Below are 15,149 nucleotides of genomic sequence, written 5' to 3'. Positions count from 1 at the left end.
TCCCTGAGTGAAAGGCCTTTATCATGCGTTCTCTCTCGATCGCCGCGACCGGTATGCTTGCACAGCAGACCAACGTCGACGTGATTTCGAACAACATCGCCAACATGAACACCGCCGCGTTCAAACGCCAGCGCGCGGAGTTTCAGGATCTGCTCTATCAGGAGGTGTCGCGCCCCGGCTCAGCCTCGGGTGGTGCCGATGCGAAGATCCCGTCCGGCATCCAGATCGGGGCCGGCGTCAAGACCGGCGGCGTCTATCGCATTCTGGAACAGGGTGCGCTGACGCAAACCAGCAACCCGCAAGACGTCGCGATCCAGGGCAAGGGCTATTTCCAGGTCACGCTTCCCTCGGGCGAAACGGGCTATACGCGCGACGGCAGCTTCCAGATTTCCGACCAGGGCGAATTGGTGACGCAGGATGGCTATGCCGTTCAGCCCGGCATCACGCTCCCGCAGGGGGCCGTGAATTTCAATATTTCCAAGACTGGCGAGGTTCAGGTCACCTTGTCGGGCAACCCCACGCCGCAAACGATCGGCCAGATCCAGCTTGCCTCCTTCATCAACGAATCCGGCCTGGAGGCCAAGGGCGGCAACCTGTTCCTGGAAACCAACGCGTCGGGCAAACCCACCGCCGCCAACCCCGGCGAACCGGGTTTCGGGACGCTGAGCCAGGGCTTTATCGAGGCATCGAACGTCAATCCCGTCTCGGAAATCACCGCACTGATCAGTGCGCAGCGCGCATATGAAATGAACAGCCGCGTGGTGAAGACGGCGGACGAAATGCTCTCCACCACGGCGCAGATGCGATGAGCCAGCAGCTCGGTCGTGCCGCGCTCTTCGCGCTACTGGCGTTTGCGCCGGCCATCGCTTGCGCGCAGCCGCCCGAGGCGGTCCGCGTCGCGGTGCTTGGCCATCCGATCGCGCGCGGCGATGTGCTTACGCAGGAAGACTTCACCGAGGATCAGCGCCCTGCGGCCCAGGCGCGCATTGCGCTGCCACCGCGCGATTGCGTTGGCCTGGAGGCGCGGCGCGCGCTTCCTTCGGGCTCGATCGTGATGACGTCCGATCTGATGCCGCAACAGCTCGTCCGTCGCGGCGAGCCGGTGATGATCCGCGTCGTCAGCGGCGGCCTGACCATTGCCGCCAGCGGGCGCGCGCTCGCCAGCGGTGCCAAAGGCGAGATGGTGCGTGTCGTCACCAACACCACCAGCCGAACCCTCGACGGCATTGTCGACGGTACCGGCTCGGTCCGCATCGTCGCGCCTTAAAGATCGATCCGATCCGCCTTCCACCGTCGGCCCGAACCGAAAGAACCGCCATGAAGAAGACTCTCGCATTGCTCCTCCTCGCCAGCACCCTCGCCGGGTGCGGCATACCAGGCCGACTGGCCAGCGTCGGCAAGGCCCCAAAGCTGAGCCCGGCGGGCACGGACGATGGCCCGGCGCTTGAGCCATCGCTCTCTGCCCCGTCCGATCGGCGCGGCCAGGGACGTTCGGCCACCGCCCCGCCCTCCCCGCCGAATGCGTCGCTCTTTCGCACGGGGGCAGGTGCCTTCTTTCATGATCAGCGCGCCTCGCAAAAGGGCGACATCCTGACGATCCGCATCAAGATCGCCGACAAGGCGGATTTGGGCAACGCCACGACACGCACCCGCGGCGGCACCGAATCCAGCGGCATCAGTGCGTTGTTGGGGCTGCAAAACCCGTTGGCCAAGGTCCTGCCGGGGCAGGTCGATCCGGCGAAGCTGGTCGATACCAAATCGACCTCCGGCTATAATGGTGCCGGTACGGTGGCGCGGTCGGAAACCATCAACATGACGATGGCGGCAATCGTCACCGATGTGATGCCCAACGGCAATCTGATGATCCGCGGACGGCAGGAAGTGCGCGTGAATTTCGAGATGCGCGAGTTGATCGTCAGCGGCATCGTGCGCCCGCAAGACATTGGTCGCGACAACAGCATCGCGCATACCCAGATCGCCGAGGCCCGCATCATTTATGGCGGCAAGGGCCAATTGACCGATGCGCAACAGGCGCGCTGGGGCCAGCAGATCTATGATGCGCTCTTCCCCTTCTGAGACGTTACAATTTTCAGCAATTTCTGACACTTGCTTTGCCAATCGGCCCGCTTTCCCGCGCCCCGGGGAAGCGGGCCGACTGCGTCGCGACGGTCAGCGCGCACCTTCATCTTTCGGTAACCTTCAATAATTTGCCGTTCGATTTTGGTAATCCAATAACTTTCCCAAAATGGAGAGGTGAGCGGCATTCTTCGCCGAGCATCGCCGGGGCGGCGTCTAGCCCCAGGCCGCAGAATGCGGCTCTCAATCCAAGAAGGAAATATGTATGGCGTTTTCGGTAAATACCAACGTCGGCGCGATGACGGCTCTCCAGAGCCTGAGTGCGACCGGCAAGTCCCTCGCGACGACCCAAACCCGCATCACGACCGGCCTGTCGGTTTCTTCGACCAAGGACGATTCGGCTTCGTACACGATCGCCCAAGGCCTTCGTGGTGACGTGGGTAGCCTGAAGTCCGTCAGCTCCTCGCTCAGCCGCGCCAAGAGCGTTGTTGACGTGGCAACTGCCGGTGCCGAGCAGATCTCGGATCTGGTCAACCAGATGAAGGCAAAGGCAACGACCGCCAGCGACACCGGCCTTGATGCCGCCAGCCTGTCCGCCAACGCGAAAGACTTCACCGCGTTGAAGGATCAGATCTCGACGGTCATCGCGTCCTCGTCGTTCAACGGTACGAACCTCCTGTCGAGCGTTTCGGCGGGCACCGTCAAGGCACTGCAGTCGACTGACACGACCGCAGCCACCCTCGACGTCGCCAACCAGGACTTCGAGACAGGCGTCACGACGGCGATTGGTTCCACCTTCGCGACCGCTGCGGCCGCGAAGACCATGGTAACGACGCTCAACACCGTGTCCGACACGATCAACGCAAGCCTCAGCACGCTGGGTTCGGCTTCGCGCAAGATCGACAGCCAGATGACCTTCGTCAGCAAGCTGTCCGACACGATCACGACCGGCATCGGCAATCTCGTCGATGCGGATCTGGCCAAGGAGTCTGCAAATCTGCAGTCACTGCAGGTCAAGCAGCAGCTCGGTGTTCAGGCGCTTTCGATCGCCAACCAGGCACCGCAGGCGATCACGTCGCTGTTCCGTTAAGAGAGATCAGCGGCCGCGTATCTGGTCGCTGCACTGGGGTCGACGCGGGAAACCACGTCGACCCCTTTTCTTTTTTAACCTGTGTTTCATCGGTCGCGGGGACCGGATGCGGGCGCGATCCCCGCTATAATGGAACAAGGATAACAGGAGTTTGAGCATTGTCGCTGCGCATTAGAGAGATAGCCGATGGGCTGGGCAGCAGGCTCCGTGTCACGGCCGAAGATCGCCATTCCGGCAGCCTGGTCATTCTGGAACGGGGCGATCTGAGCAACGGCACGCGTGCGCTGCTCGATCGCTATGGTGCCGAAGTGTTACGCGCCTTCTTGATGGCCGCACGCCTGTCCCTGTCGGGCGGGCTTCCCGACGAAATCGTCGGCGGACCGTTTGCGACGCAATTCCGGCTGGTGGTCGATCCCGTCGTCAATCTGGCCCTGACACAGGACGGGGGCCTCGTCGCCCTCGATATCCCGGCGTCCTTGTGGGACCGGCTGTATGCCGAACTTTGCCTGATTTCGGCCCATACCAGCGAAGGGCTGCGCGCGCCCGCGCGATCGCCACGCTACAATTAGCTTTGCGCGGCGGTTAGGCGGCGCGCTGGTTTCGTATTGCACGATCGATCGCTAAGACTGCGGCCATGCTCCGCGCTTTCCTTCTCGCGATTGGCCAGATTGGCGACCGCGCCTTTGCCGCCGTCTTCCTGAAATCGCTGGCGGTGACCTTGGCGCTGCTCACGGCGGCGGGGGGCGGGCTGTGGTATGGCGCAACCCGGCTGGCCGCATGGCTCGGCTGGGGGACGCAGATGGGCGGGCTGCTCGGCGCAATGGCATTGCTCGCCGCGTTCGGGCTTGGCTGGCTGCTGTTCCGTGTGATCGCAATTGGCGTGATGGGCGTGTTTGCCGACGACATCGTGATCGCGGTGGAGGCCAAACACTATCCCAACGCCCTTGCCACCGCGCGCAGTGTGCCGCTGACGCGCGGTATCGCGCTTGGCGTGCGGTCGGCGCTGCGGGCGATCCTGATCAACATCGCGCTGGCCCCAATCTATCTCGCATTGCTCGCCACCGGAGTGGGCACCTGGCTGTTGTTCTTCCTGGTCAATGGGTGGCTGCTTGGTCAGGATCTCGGCACCATGGTCGCCGCGCGCCACATTCCCGATGCGATGATGCGAGACTGGCGCAAGACCGGCGCGGTCGATCGTTTCGCGCTGGGGGTTGCGGGCACCGCCCTGTTCATGGTTCCCGTGCTCAACCTGTTCGCGCCGATCCTCGGCGCGGCGATGGCCACCCATCTGTTCCATGCGGGGCGAAACACATGAAACTTCTTGGCGCTTTGACGGCGGGCCTGCTCGTCACAGGCTGCGCGACCACTGGGGCACCAGCGCCCAGCACGGTGCGTCCGCCGCTCATCCCGATCCCGACCGGAACGGCAGGGCTTGACCATGTGCTGGGCACCAACGCCGCCAATCTGACGCGGATGTTCGGGGCCCCCGTCGCCGATATCCGCGAAGGCACCGCGCGCAAGCTGCAATTCGGCAACGCCACCTGCGTTCTCGATACCTATCTCTACCCAAAGGGCACTGCCGAGCCTGTCGTCACCTATCTCGATGCGCGCCAGACCGACGGATCGCCGATCGACCGCGCGAGCTGCGTCGGGGCGTTGCAGGCAGGGCGACGGAAATAGCGCGCGCCTAAGCCAGCCGCGCCAGCGCCCAGCCCGCAGCTTCCGCCACCACGGCATTGGGATCATCAAGCAGCCGCGCCACCGGCGCGCGTAGTGTAGCATCGCCGCTATTGCCCGCCGCGATCAGGCAGTTGCGCATCATCCGGTCGCGCCCGATGCGCTTGATCGGCGAGCCGGAAAACACCTGGCGGAACGCTGCATCATCGAGCGCAAGCAGATCCGCCAGCGCCGGTGCCGCAAGTTCGGCACGCGGGCGGAAGGCGCGGTTGGCGTGCGCGGCCTCCGCGAACTTGTTCCACGGGCACACCGCCAGACAATCGTCGCAACCATAGATGCGGTTGCCGATGCTCTCGCGAAATTCGTGCGGGATCGGCCCGGCATGTTCGATCGTGAGGTAGGAAATGCAGCGCCGCGCATCGAGCCGATAGGGCGCGGGAAAGGCGTCGGTCGGGCACGCACGCTGGCATGCGTCACACGAGCCGCAGCGGTCGCGCTCATGCGCCTCCTCTCCCCCGAATGCAGCCAGCTCCAGCGTCGTGTAGATCGCCCCCAGGAACAGCCAGCTCCCCTCGGTGCGGCTTACCAAATTGGTGTGCTTGCCCTGCCAGCCGAGCCCTGCCGCCGCCGCCAGCGGCTTTTCCATCACCGGCGCGGTATCGACGAACACCTTGACGTCGATCCCCGGCACCTCCGCCACCAGCCAGCGCGCCAGCGCCTTCAGCGCGCGCTTGACCACGTCATGATAATCGCCGCCCTGCGCATAGGTCGAAATTCGGCCGACGCCGCCTTCCCCGGCCAGCGCCAGCGGATCGCGCGCGGGGGCATAGCTCATCCCCAGCGCGATGACGCTGCGCACCTCGGGCCACAATCCGGCGGGGGATTCGCGGTGGTGCGCGCGCGTCTCCATCCAGATCATCTCGCCATGCCGCCCCTCGGCCAGCCATTGCCGCAGCCGTGCCGCCGTCTCGGGCGCGGCATCGGCGGACGCGACGCCGCACGCCGCGAACCCATATTCGGATGCCTTCGCCATCAGGCGGGCATGGAGTGACTTGTCGAACTGCACCACCACCCGCTACCACGGGGATTGCCCAACAGGGAATTGGGCTGAAACAGGGAATTGGCGTTGGGGCAGGAATTCGCGGTCCGCGCATCGGGCCTGATCAAGCGCTTCGGCGACCGGCGCGTCGTCGACGGGGTCGATATCGCGGTGCCAACGGGCACGATCTACGGCGTGCTAGGCCCCAATGGCGCGGGCAAGACCACCACGCTGCGGATGCTGCTCGGCATTATCGAGCCCGATGGCGGAACGCGCACGCTGCTCGGCCACGAACGCCCGCGCGAGGCGAGCGACCGCGTCGGCTACCTCCCCGAGGAACGCGGCCTGTATCCCGCGATGCGCGCCAAGGATGCGATCGCCTTCATGGGGGCGTTGCGCGGGCTCGACCTCAAGACCGGGCGCAAGCGCGCGGTGGCACTGCTCGAAGCCGCCGGGCTCGGCCACGCGGTCGACACCAAGATCCGCAAATTGTCCAAGGGGATGGCGCAGCTCGTGCAGTTGCTGGGTGCGGTGGTGCATCAGCCCGATCTGCTGGTGCTCGACGAACCCTTTTCCGGGCTCGACCCGGTCAACCAGGAACGGCTGGAGGCGCTGATCCTCGCCGAGCGCGATCGGGGGGCGACGGTGCTGTTTTCGACGCATGTCATGGCCCATGCCGAGCGGCTGTGCGACCGGCTCGCGATCATCGCGGGCGGCAAGCGCCGCTTTGAGGGCACCGTCGCCGAAGCGCGCGGCCTGCTGCCGATGCGCGCGCATTATGTGCCCGAACGCGACGATGCCGCTATCGCCACGCATCTGCCGCAAGACGCCACGCATGACGAACGAGGCTGGCATTTCGAAGTGCCCGATGGCGGGGTCGAGCAAGCGCTCAGTCGGCTGATCGGCGCGGGCCACGGCATTGCCGGGCTGTCGATCGAACGCCCCGGCCTGCACGATGCGTTCGTCCGCATCGTCGGCAACGCCGCCCTGGAGCAAGGCCAATGAGCAAGCTGCCCCGCATCGTCCGCCAGACCTTCACCATTGCCCGCCGCGATTTCGTGGCGACGGTGTTCACCCCCACCTTCCTGCTGTTCCTGCTCTCGCCCTTGTTCACGATCGGCTTCGGGCTGGTCGGCGGGATGGGCGCGTCAAGCGTGGCCAGCGGATCGACCGACAAGACCCGCATCGTCGCGATCGTCGCCCCGGCCCAGCAAGCGGCGATGCGCGCCGCCGACGCGCGGCTGCGTGCGATGTTTCCGCGCGGGGATCGTCCCGCCACACTGACGTTGGAAAATCCGAGCGCCGACCCGCAGGCACAGGCGCGCGCCGCCTTCGCCGTGCGCAAGGGCGCGGATGTCTCCGCCGCCTTGTTCGGCGATCTCACCCATCCGACGATCCTGTATGATGGCCAGGGTCGCGGCGATGCCCGCTATCTGGCGGCGCTGGCCGAGGCGACGCTGCGGACCAACCCTACGCAGACCGCGCCGCTCAGCACCGCGACGCTCACCTCGATCGCGCGCATCGTGCCGACCGAGGGTGGCCACAAACAGGCGGCGCTTGTCGCCGTGATCGGCATCTTCTTCCTGACGTTGCTGCTCGCGGGTCAGTTGGTCGGCACGATGATGGAGGAACGCAGCAACAAGGTGATCGAAGTGCTCGCCGCGGCGGTGTCGCTGGAGGCAGTGTTTTTTGGCAAGCTGCTCGGCATGTTCGGATCGGCGCTGCTGTTTGTCGCCTTCTGGGCGACTTTGGTCAGCCAGATCAGCGGCATTCTGCCCGCACAATATGCCAGCGCGATCGGCCAGATCGGCCCGGCGGTGGGCGTACCGATATTCTTCCTGCTATTCTTTGCCTATTTTGCAATGGCCTATCTGCTGCTCGGCGCGGTCTTCCTAGGCGCGGGTGCGCAGGCTTCCACCCCGCGCGAATTGCAGATGCTGTCTCTGCCGATCACCATCATCCAGGTCGCAATGGTCGGGCTCGCGCTGAAAGCAATCGGCGCGCCGGACGCCGCGTCGACGCGCTTTATCGAGCTGTTTCCGCTGAGTTCGCCATACGCGATGGCAGCGCGCGCAGCCGACAAGCCCGACCTGTGGCCGCACGTCGCCGCGCTCGGCTGGCAGGCTTTGTGGGTGGCGATCGCGATCACGATCGGCGCACGGGTGTTCCGCCGCGGCGTGCTCAAATCGGGTAGCGGGCGACCGCTGTTCCGACGGCGAAACGCTGTTGACATCAGTGTCAGTTAAGGGTCTTCTCTCTCCATAAAAGACAGGAGAGTGATGATGGCGACTCTGGCACCCGTAGCACCCGTGCGCGCGGTGGATCCGCTCGATGTCAGCCGTCCCGAACTGTATCGCGACGATGTGTGGCAAGCGCCGTTCCGGGAATTGCGCGCGACCGCACCCGTCCACCGCGTCGAACATTCGGACTTCGGCCCCTATTGGTCGATCTCCTCCTACAAGCCGATCATCACGGTGGAATCGCTGCCCGATCTCTATTCTTCGCAAGCCGGTGGCATCACGCTGGCCGACTTTATCGAAAACAATCCCGGCGACGTGCGGATGCCGATGTTCATCGCGATGGACCGGCCCAAACACACCGGCCAGCGCCGAACGGTAGCGCCCGCCTTCACGCCTTCCGAAATGGTGCGGATGAGCGACAATATCCGCACGCGCACCTCCGAAATTCTCGACTCGCTCGATTGGAACACGCCGTTCGATTGGGTGGATAAAGTCTCGGTCGAGCTGACCACGCAAATGCTGGCGATCTTGTTCGATTTCCCGTGGGAGGAACGCCGCAAACTGACCTTCTGGTCGGATTGGGCGGGCGACATCGAACTCGCCAAGAATGACGAACTGCGGCTCGAACGGCTGAAGCACATGTACGAGTGCGGTGCCTATTTCCAGAATCTGTGGAACGCCAAGGTCGGCAAGGATCCGACCCCGGACCTGATCTCGATGATGATCCATTCCGACGCGATGGCCGAGATGGACCAGATGGAGTTTCTCGGAAATTTGATCCTGCTGATCGTCGGCGGCAACGACACCACCCGCAACACGATGAGCGCGGTCGCCTACGGCCTCGACCTGTTTCCCGACCAGCGCGCGAAACTTGAGGCCAACCCATCGCTGATCCACAATACCGTGCAGGAAGTGATCCGCTGGCAGACCCCGCTCGCGCATATGCGCCGCACCGCCACCGCCGACACCGAATTGGAGGGACAACAGATCAAGGCCGGGGACAAATTGGCCTTATGGTATTTGTCGGCCAATCGCGACGAAAGCGTGTTCGAAAACGCCGACCAGATCATCGTCGATCGTGCGAATGCGCGCCGCCACTTGGCATTTGGCCACGGCATCCATCGCTGCGTTGGCGCACGCCTCGCTGAATTACAGGTTTCAGTATTGCTGGAAGAGATGGCCAAGCGGCGGATGCGCGTAAACGTCCTCGGCGAGCCCGAGCGCGTTGCCGCCTGTTTCGTGCATGGCTATCGCAAGTTGCCGGTCGAGATCAGCAGGTACTGAGCACGGTTTCAGTTCGGCTTCGACATTTGCGCAACCACGGGCTCGGCGTCGCCCGAGCAATCGCTGTGCTCGCGCGCAATCGATTCGGGCTTTTTCCGTCCCATCGTCCAATTGGCCTGCATCCGCACGCGTGGATTGGGCGCGCACCAGATTTCACCGGTCTCGTTGATCGCGGTGACCCAAATGAGGTTATGCTCCTGGCCATAATCGATGACGGCGAAGGCATAGCCTGGGCCCTTGTCGAGAACATGCACCGGAAGCGGCGGATCGAGTTGCTGCATCGTCATATGCCAAAAGCGCGCGAAATCGCAGGCGGTTCCGGGCGCAGTGCATCCGCCTGGGCGAAAGCCGCGTAACTATTGTGTCGCCGCGCGCGTATAGCCACATGACGCCCGAAAAGAGGACCCTATCGATGCCCGCCCTGATGCCCCACCGCCGCCACTTCCTCAGCCTCGCCGGCACCGGTGCTGCCGCGATTGCTCTATTCGGCTGCAAGGGGGCCACGGCGAGCGCGCCCGAGCAGTTCGAAGTGGTGCTGAGCGACGCTGCGTGGCGGAAGAAGCTGTCGCCCGCCGCTTATGTCGTGCTGCGCCACGAAAGCACCGAGACGCCCTTTACCAGCCCGCTCAACAGCGAACATCGGGCGGGGGTGTTCTCCTGCGCGGGATGTGCCCTCCCCGCTTTCTCCTCGAAGACCAAGTTCGACAGCGGCACGGGCTGGCCGAGCTTCTGGGCACCGCTGCCCAATGCCGTGCGCACCCGCGCCGACGGTTCGCTCGGCTTTACGCGAACCGAGGTGCATTGCCGCCGCTGCGGCGGCCATCTCGGCCATGTGTTCGATGATGGCCCGCAACCGACGGGCAAGCGCTATTGCATGAACGGCGTGGCGCTCAGCTTTACCCCCGGCAAAGCGTAACGCCGGGCCGCAGCGCGGCGGGTTGGCGGCTTAGAAGCGCGCCGGCCCCTGGCTGAGCGAGGCCAGGATGATCGGGGCCTTGGCGGTGCTGTCGATCGCGTCGTCGCCCTGGTCGTTCAGCGGCGCATGTTCGGCGTAGATGAAACCCTTGGTCGGATAGGCCGAGGTGCCGAGGCCACCCTGCGGACCGTACCAGACCTTGACGCGCGTCCAGTCGCCCTTTTCCGAAATGTCGATCGCGCGAACGTCACGCTCGACACCGCCGCGGCGCGACCAATTGGCATGGGTCAACAGGACTTCGCGATCGCTCACCACTTCGCTGACCATCGCCACATGGCCGAGGCGCATGTGGCTGGTCGAGGCAAAAGCGAGCACGGCACCGACCTTGGGGGCATGGCCGCGTGCATAGCGACCGGCAGCCTGGCCCCACCAGGTGTTGGCGTTGCCACGGATCTCGATGCCAGAAATCATCCGGGCATATGGCGCGCACTGCCAGAACTGGGCCATCGCTGGGGTCGCCGTCATCAGGGCGCAAGATACCACCAGCGCAAAACGCGCTGTCAAAGTCCGGATTGTCATGTGACCCCCTCAGGTCGCGATGAATTCGTTAAATGTCTCAAAGCAGTTCATAGCAGGGTTGAAAACCCCACCGCGCGGCGAACGGAACCATTTCCGACGAAGTGAGTTTGTCGCACGATGGGTGGCTTTTCGCCGCTGCCGAAACAGTGCTTTCGGATGATGCCCGCTCGCCAACCCGCGCGCACTCGGCTAAGAATCAGTCATGAACCGCAGCATCCTGGCGATCGCCCTGCTCTTGACCGCCTGCTCGCGGGAAGGCGCGTTCAGCAACGATCCCTCGCTTTATCAAAGCAACACCACGACCCTCACCCCTGGCGTACAGGCCGTGCGCGTCGGCGAAGGCGGCCCGGCGTATCCGGCCTGTGCCAGTTCCGGCCTGGTGGTGAACCTGTCGCCCGGTGGCGAGGCCTATCTGCCGCTCCGCGCCGCACCCTTTACCGAGGCGCAGGAAGTCGCCCGGCTTGGCGAGGGCGCGAAACTCTTCCTGTGTCAGCGCTCGCTCGACCAACGCTGGCAGGGCGTCGTGGTCCCGCCAGTCGATTCGCCGCAGCTTGATTGCGGAGTGGCGGCCACGCTGGCCAATGCGAGCGCTTATGCCGGGCCGTGCAAATCGGGCTGGGTGTTGAGCAGCTTCGTCCGTCCGGTCGCAGGTTAACCCCGCGCCGCCGAAACCAGCCGCGCATCGTGATCCGCGCGCCCGAACGGAAAACGCGCGTAGCAGAGCCCGGCCATGCCGTAAAAGGCCAGTTCCAGCACGATAAACACGATTGTCAGCCGGTCGAGCGTCCCGGACGGCACCATCCCGGGGCGCGCGCCCTGCGGAAACTGCGCAAACGCCAGAATCGCGCCGGCCATGAAGATGCCAAGCCCGCCGACCAGTTTCTGCACAAAAAACCCGCCGGCAAAGAACACGCCTTCGGATCGTTTGCCCGTGCGCACTTCGGATTCCTCCACCACGTCGGACAGCATTGCCGCCCCCAGGATGAAGGCCGACACACCGCACGCCGTGTTGGCCGCGAAGATCGTCAGCAACACCGGCAATAGCAGCGGCGAGCCCGGCTCCGGAAACCAGCCCGCCAGCCGCAGCACATAAGGCGAGACCAGCAGCACCGCGCTGCCGAACGAGGCGATCATGCCGATGCGCGGCTTGTCGCCGCCCTTGGTCAGCGCGGGGGCCAGGAAGAACGCACCCAGCGCGCCGATCATCAGCGCGAGCGACAGCCAATTGAAATCGCGGCCCGCAAATTGCCAGACGAACTGATACATATAGGTCGATAGCGCGAACGAGACGCCCTGCGCGGTATAGGCGAACACCCCCGCGACCATCAGGATCAGAAAACCGCGATTGCGGACGGTCCGAAGAAAATCGGCAAAATGCTCGGCCAGCGTTTCCTGCGATTTCGGGATTTGCGGCAGCAGCGGGATTTCGTGGTGCAAGCCGATCGACGACAGCACGATCGACACTGCCATCACCACCGCCGCCAGCGTCGCCATCGCGGCATAGCCATCGCGGTTGAGAATCCCCACCGGATGCGTCGCGTCGGGCACCAGGAACACGCCATAGGCCAGCGCCAGCATCGCCAACCCGCCACCCCAGCCGAACAGATAGCGATAGGAGAACATCCGGGTGCGCTCGTCATAGTCCGAACTGAGTTCGGGCCCGAGTGCCGAGGACGGAATCTCGAACGCCGACAAGGCGATCCGCACCAACAGCGCACTGCCAAACACATAGAAACCAAGCGCCGCGTGCGACCAGTGCGGCGGGTTCCACAAGAGCAGCCATCCGATCGCCACCGGCAGCGCCGAGGCGTACATCCACGGGTGTCGTCGCCCCCAGCGCCCGCGCGTATGATCCGACAGATAGCCGACCAGCGGATCGACAAACGCCTCGACCACCAACGCCGCCATGATCGCCACGCCCACCAGCCCGGCAGGCAGGCCGATCACCTGATTGTAGAACAGCAGCAAGAAGGTCGCGAAACCGCTATCCTTCACCCCATAAGCGATCGAGCCGAGTCCGAACGACCAGCGGCTGCGCGCGCCGAGTCGTCGCGCCGCCGGGACCGCGAGCGGCGTGGTCACGCGGCAAACGCTTCGAGGCTGGAGAAGAGCGACGGCGTCTTCGGGTCCCAACTGTGGCGCGGGCCGATCGTCATCCCACCATCGACGACGATGCGCGTACCGGTCACGAAAGCTGCGTCCTCGCTCGCCAGATAGGCGACGGCGGCGGCGATGTCGTCGGCGGTGCCGGCGCGCTGCAACGGCTGCGCGTGCGCCGCGACCTGTTCGATCATGCCATTGGCCATCACGCGTTTTTCGCCCGAAATGCCGAGTGCCGAGGCGAAGATGTTGGTGGTGATGAAGCCCGGACACACCGCGTTGACGCGGATATTATGCTGCGACAGGTCCGCCGCCGCAAGCGTCGTCAAATGCAACACACCGGCTTTCGCCACCGAATAAGCGGTCGGGGCGGCACCGGTCTGGAGTGCTGCGATTGAAGACGTATTGACGATCGCTCCGCCCTTGCCGCGCGCGATCATTAGCGGAGCGGCATAGCGGATGCCCATCGCGACCGAGCGTAGCAACAGGCTTTGCGTGCGATCCCAATCCTCGGGCGAAATCGCGTCGATCGTCTCGCGCGCGCCGCCCGCACCGGCATTGTTGAACAGCACATCGATGCCCCCGGCATCGTCCGCAGCCTGCAGCAGGGCGGCGATATCGGCAACGTCGGTCACGTCGGTGCGCAGAAAATGGATACGCCCGTTGGAGGTTTCGGCAAGCTCATGCCCGCCTGTGACATCGACATCGCCGATCCACACCTCGGCCCCTTCGCGCACCAGCCGGAGCGCGGTGGCGCGCCCTATTCCTGAGGCACCGCCGGTGACGACGGCGCGCTTGCCCGCAAAACGCATCTTGCTCTCCTGTATTTTTTGTCACCTTAGTACGGGCCATGGGCCGGTCAATCCGGGCCATCACGGTATTTTTGGAATTTTGGGTTTGGCGCAGCCTTGCGACCGCCGCCGCATTTCCCTACCACTGCCGCACAGCCGCGTTTCGCAAGGATGGCGCAGAGAAGAGAGATCATGGCACTCGACCCCGAAACTTTCGACGCGCTGATCGAAACCGTGCGCCGCTTCGTCGCGGAGCGGCTCCGGCCGCTGGAGGGCGCGGTCGAGGAGGCCGACGCGATCCCCGCCGACATCGTCAGCGAAATGCGCGACATGGGGCTGTTCGGCCTGTCGATCGCCGAGGAGTATGGCGGTCTTGGCTTGACCATGCTCGAGGAAACCAAGGTCGCGATCGAGCTTGGCCGCACTACCCCTGCCTTCCGTTCAACCTTCGGCACCAATGTCGGAATCGGCTCGCAAGGGTTGGTGATGGCGGGCAATGCGGCGCAGAAAGCGGCATGGCTGCCGCGCATCGCAAGCGGTGAGATCATCACCAGCTTTGCGCTGACCGAGCCCGATGTCGGCTCGGATTCGGGCGCGGTGAAGACGCGCGCGATCTTTGACGGCCAATCCTATCGGCTGAGCGGCACCAAACGCTACATCACCAATGCCGACAAGGCCGACCTGTTCACGGTGATGGCGCGGACCGGCGAGGATCCCGGCGCACGCGGCGTCTCGGCCTTTCTGGTGCCGCGCACGCTGGCGGGCGTGAGCGTCGGTGAGCCTGAAAAGAAGATGGGGCAAAAGGGCGCAAAGGTCGCCGACGTCCATTTCGACGACGTCGTTGTGCCGGGGGAGAACCGGCTCGGTGCCGAGGGCGAAGGCTTCAAGATCGCGATGCGCGTGCTCGATCGCGGGCGGCTCCACATTTCGGCGGTGTGCGTCGGCGTGGCCGAGCGGTTGATCGCGGATTGCGTGGCCTATGCGACCGAACGCAAGCAGTTCGGCAAACCGATTGCCGAGCATCAACTGATCCAGGGCATGATCGCCGACAGCAAGACCGAGGCGCTCGCCGCGCGCGCGCTGGTGCTGGAGACGGCGGCGGCCAAGGATGCGGGCAAGGACGTCGTCTTGGAATCGGCGGCGGCCAAATATTATGCGAGCGAAATGGTCGGGCGTGTGGCGGACCGCGCGGTGCAGATCTTCGGCGGGGCGGGCTATATCGCCGATTATGGGATCGAGCGGCTGTACCGCGACGTGCGGCTGTTCCGCATTTACGAAGGCACCAGCCAGATCCAGCAACTCATCATCGCGCGCGAGACGATCAAGCGCGGGGGATAAAACAAATAGCCCTCTCCCC

Annotated in this window: 18 protein-coding genes; 13 read left to right on the top strand and 5 right to left on the bottom strand. The window is 64.5% G+C overall.

Annotated features, from left to right (window positions below; translation table 11 throughout):
- Positions 1–23 precede the first annotated feature (23 nt).
- The 7 genes from flgG (at position 24) to ON00_RS15095 (ending at position 4,846) form a co-directional block, all read left to right on the top strand.
- Positions 24–809 carry a flagellar basal-body rod protein FlgG gene (gene flgG / locus ON00_RS15125; protein WP_010407180.1) on the top strand — a complete coding sequence of 262 codons (786 nt, stop codon included), beginning with the start codon at positions 24–26 and terminating at the stop codon, positions 807–809.
- The gene (flgA, locus tag ON00_RS15120; RefSeq protein WP_010407178.1) at positions 806–1,267 is read left to right on the top strand and encodes a flagellar basal body P-ring formation chaperone FlgA; all 462 of its coding nucleotides are present in this window, start codon (positions 806–808) and stop codon (positions 1,265–1,267) included. Before flgG ends, flgA begins: the two co-directional genes overlap by 4 nt.
- Positions 1,268–1,317: 50 nt before the next feature.
- A complete protein-coding gene (gene flgH, locus ON00_RS15115) occupies positions 1,318–2,076 on the top strand; it encodes a flagellar basal body L-ring protein FlgH (RefSeq protein ID WP_010407176.1) in 759 nt (252 codons plus the stop codon).
- 265 nt (positions 2,077–2,341) lie between these two features.
- Entirely contained in the window at positions 2,342–3,166 is an 825-nt protein-coding gene (locus tag ON00_RS15110; protein WP_010407174.1) for a flagellin, read from the top strand.
- Positions 3,167–3,324: 158 nt separating this feature from the next.
- Entirely contained in the window at positions 3,325–3,735 is a 411-nt protein-coding gene (locus tag ON00_RS15105; protein ID WP_010407172.1) for a hypothetical protein, read from the top strand.
- A gap of 65 nt (positions 3,736–3,800) precedes the next feature.
- Complete coding sequence (locus tag ON00_RS15100; RefSeq protein ID WP_010407169.1) at positions 3,801–4,481, top strand: EI24 domain-containing protein; 681 nt, start codon at positions 3,801–3,803, stop codon at positions 4,479–4,481.
- Positions 4,478–4,846: a hypothetical protein gene (locus ON00_RS15095; protein WP_010407166.1), complete on the top strand. Its 369-nt coding sequence runs from the start codon at positions 4,478–4,480 to the stop codon at positions 4,844–4,846. Before ON00_RS15100 ends, ON00_RS15095 begins: the two co-directional genes overlap by 4 nt.
- A gap of 7 nt (positions 4,847–4,853) precedes the next feature.
- Here the strand turns inward: ON00_RS15095 and queG are convergent, their stop codons facing one another.
- The gene (gene queG / locus ON00_RS15090; RefSeq protein WP_050810999.1) at positions 4,854–5,876 is read right to left on the bottom strand and encodes a tRNA epoxyqueuosine(34) reductase QueG; all 1,023 of its coding nucleotides are present in this window, start codon (positions 5,874–5,876) and stop codon (positions 4,854–4,856) included.
- Between the two features lie 87 nt (positions 5,877–5,963).
- On the opposite strand from queG, the gene ON00_RS15085 reads away from it, so the two are divergent.
- Genes ON00_RS15085 through ON00_RS15075 form a run of 3 tightly spaced genes read left to right on the top strand, consistent with a single transcriptional unit; the run spans position 5,964 to position 9,406 of the window.
- The gene (locus ON00_RS15085) at positions 5,964–6,887 is read left to right on the top strand and encodes an ABC transporter ATP-binding protein (protein ID WP_010407160.1); all 924 of its coding nucleotides are present in this window, start codon (positions 5,964–5,966) and stop codon (positions 6,885–6,887) included.
- The gene (locus ON00_RS15080; protein WP_010407158.1) at positions 6,884–8,128 is read left to right on the top strand and encodes an ABC transporter permease; all 1,245 of its coding nucleotides are present in this window, start codon (positions 6,884–6,886) and stop codon (positions 8,126–8,128) included. Before ON00_RS15085 ends, ON00_RS15080 begins: the two co-directional genes overlap by 4 nt.
- A 36-nt stretch (positions 8,129–8,164) precedes the next feature.
- Positions 8,165–9,406 (top strand): cytochrome P450, encoded by a 1,242-nt coding sequence (locus ON00_RS15075; RefSeq protein WP_010407157.1) that lies wholly within the window; start codon positions 8,165–8,167, stop codon positions 9,404–9,406.
- Positions 9,407–9,414: 8 nt separating this feature from the next.
- Here the strand turns inward: ON00_RS15075 and ON00_RS15070 are convergent, their stop codons facing one another.
- Complete coding sequence (locus ON00_RS15070) at positions 9,415–9,693, bottom strand: hypothetical protein (RefSeq protein ID WP_010407156.1); 279 nt, start codon at positions 9,691–9,693, stop codon at positions 9,415–9,417.
- 137 nt (positions 9,694–9,830) lie between these two features.
- Between ON00_RS15070 and msrB the strand changes: the two genes are divergently transcribed.
- Positions 9,831–10,322, top strand: coding sequence for a peptide-methionine (R)-S-oxide reductase MsrB (msrB, locus tag ON00_RS15065; RefSeq protein ID WP_040602168.1), 492 nt, complete (start codon positions 9,831–9,833; stop codon positions 10,320–10,322).
- A gap of 30 nt (positions 10,323–10,352) precedes the next feature.
- On the opposite strand, the gene ON00_RS15060 is transcribed toward msrB, so the two are convergent.
- The gene (locus ON00_RS15060) at positions 10,353–10,901 is read right to left on the bottom strand and encodes a CHAP domain-containing protein (RefSeq protein ID WP_010407154.1); all 549 of its coding nucleotides are present in this window, start codon (positions 10,899–10,901) and stop codon (positions 10,353–10,355) included.
- A 202-nt stretch (positions 10,902–11,103) separates the two neighbouring features.
- Here ON00_RS15060 and ON00_RS15055 point away from each other — a divergent pair, with 202 nt between their 5' ends.
- Positions 11,104–11,556 carry a hypothetical protein gene (locus ON00_RS15055; protein ID WP_010407152.1) on the top strand — a complete coding sequence of 151 codons (453 nt, stop codon included), beginning with the start codon at positions 11,104–11,106 and terminating at the stop codon, positions 11,554–11,556.
- Here ON00_RS15055 and ON00_RS15050 read toward each other — a convergent pair.
- Together ON00_RS15050 and ON00_RS15045 are read right to left on the bottom strand one after the other, a co-directional pair.
- Positions 11,553–12,983: an MFS transporter gene (locus ON00_RS15050; RefSeq protein WP_010407150.1), complete on the bottom strand. Its 1,431-nt coding sequence runs from the start codon at positions 12,981–12,983 to the stop codon at positions 11,553–11,555. The genes ON00_RS15055 and ON00_RS15050 overlap by 4 nt on opposite strands.
- Positions 12,980–13,813 carry an SDR family NAD(P)-dependent oxidoreductase gene (locus tag ON00_RS15045; RefSeq protein WP_010407148.1) on the bottom strand — a complete coding sequence of 278 codons (834 nt, stop codon included), beginning with the start codon at positions 13,811–13,813 and terminating at the stop codon, positions 12,980–12,982. The genes ON00_RS15050 and ON00_RS15045 overlap by 4 nt, the downstream gene beginning before the upstream one ends.
- A gap of 171 nt (positions 13,814–13,984) precedes the next feature.
- On the opposite strand from ON00_RS15045, the gene ON00_RS15040 reads away from it, so the two are divergent.
- Entirely contained in the window at positions 13,985–15,130 is a 1,146-nt protein-coding gene (locus ON00_RS15040; protein ID WP_010407145.1) for an acyl-CoA dehydrogenase family protein, read from the top strand.
- The last annotated feature ends 19 nt before the right edge of the window (positions 15,131–15,149 follow it).

Source organism: Sphingomonas echinoides ATCC 14820 (assembly GCF_000241465.1).
Classification (GTDB): Bacteria; Pseudomonadota; Alphaproteobacteria; order Sphingomonadales; family Sphingomonadaceae; genus Sphingomonas; species Sphingomonas echinoides.
The sequence above is the reverse complement of the archived record's forward strand: the minus strand, read 5'-3'. Positions and strand labels throughout refer to the sequence as shown.

What these genes read in the sequence shown, in the direction of transcription:
- flgG (WP_010407180.1), top strand. Translation starts at nt 24, where the DNA reads ATGCGTTCTCTCTCGATCGCCGCGACCGGTATGCTTGCACAGCAGACC.
- flgA (WP_010407178.1), top strand. Translation starts at nt 806, where the DNA reads ATGAGCCAGCAGCTCGGTCGTGCCGCGCTCTTCGCGCTACTGGCGTTT.
- flgH (WP_010407176.1), top strand. Translation starts at nt 1,318, where the DNA reads ATGAAGAAGACTCTCGCATTGCTCCTCCTCGCCAGCACCCTCGCCGGG.
- ON00_RS15110 (WP_010407174.1), top strand. Translation starts at nt 2,342, where the DNA reads ATGGCGTTTTCGGTAAATACCAACGTCGGCGCGATGACGGCTCTCCAG.
- ON00_RS15100 (WP_010407169.1), top strand. Translation starts at nt 3,801, where the DNA reads ATGCTCCGCGCTTTCCTTCTCGCGATTGGCCAGATTGGCGACCGCGCC.
- ON00_RS15095 (WP_010407166.1), top strand. Translation starts at nt 4,478, where the DNA reads ATGAAACTTCTTGGCGCTTTGACGGCGGGCCTGCTCGTCACAGGCTGC.
- queG (WP_050810999.1), bottom strand. Translation starts at nt 5,876, where the DNA reads ATGGCGAAGGCATCCGAATATGGGTTCGCGGCGTGCGGCGTCGCGTCC.
- ON00_RS15080 (WP_010407158.1), top strand. Translation starts at nt 6,884, where the DNA reads ATGAGCAAGCTGCCCCGCATCGTCCGCCAGACCTTCACCATTGCCCGC.
- ON00_RS15075 (WP_010407157.1), top strand. Translation starts at nt 8,165, where the DNA reads ATGGCGACTCTGGCACCCGTAGCACCCGTGCGCGCGGTGGATCCGCTC.
- ON00_RS15070 (WP_010407156.1), bottom strand. Translation starts at nt 9,693, where the DNA reads ATGACGATGCAGCAACTCGATCCGCCGCTTCCGGTGCATGTTCTCGAC.
- msrB (WP_040602168.1), top strand. Translation starts at nt 9,831, where the DNA reads ATGCCCCACCGCCGCCACTTCCTCAGCCTCGCCGGCACCGGTGCTGCC.
- ON00_RS15060 (WP_010407154.1), bottom strand. Translation starts at nt 10,901, where the DNA reads ATGACAATCCGGACTTTGACAGCGCGTTTTGCGCTGGTGGTATCTTGC.
- ON00_RS15055 (WP_010407152.1), top strand. Translation starts at nt 11,104, where the DNA reads ATGAACCGCAGCATCCTGGCGATCGCCCTGCTCTTGACCGCCTGCTCG.
- ON00_RS15045 (WP_010407148.1), bottom strand. Translation starts at nt 13,813, where the DNA reads ATGCGTTTTGCGGGCAAGCGCGCCGTCGTCACCGGCGGTGCCTCAGGA.
- ON00_RS15040 (WP_010407145.1), top strand. Translation starts at nt 13,985, where the DNA reads ATGGCACTCGACCCCGAAACTTTCGACGCGCTGATCGAAACCGTGCGC.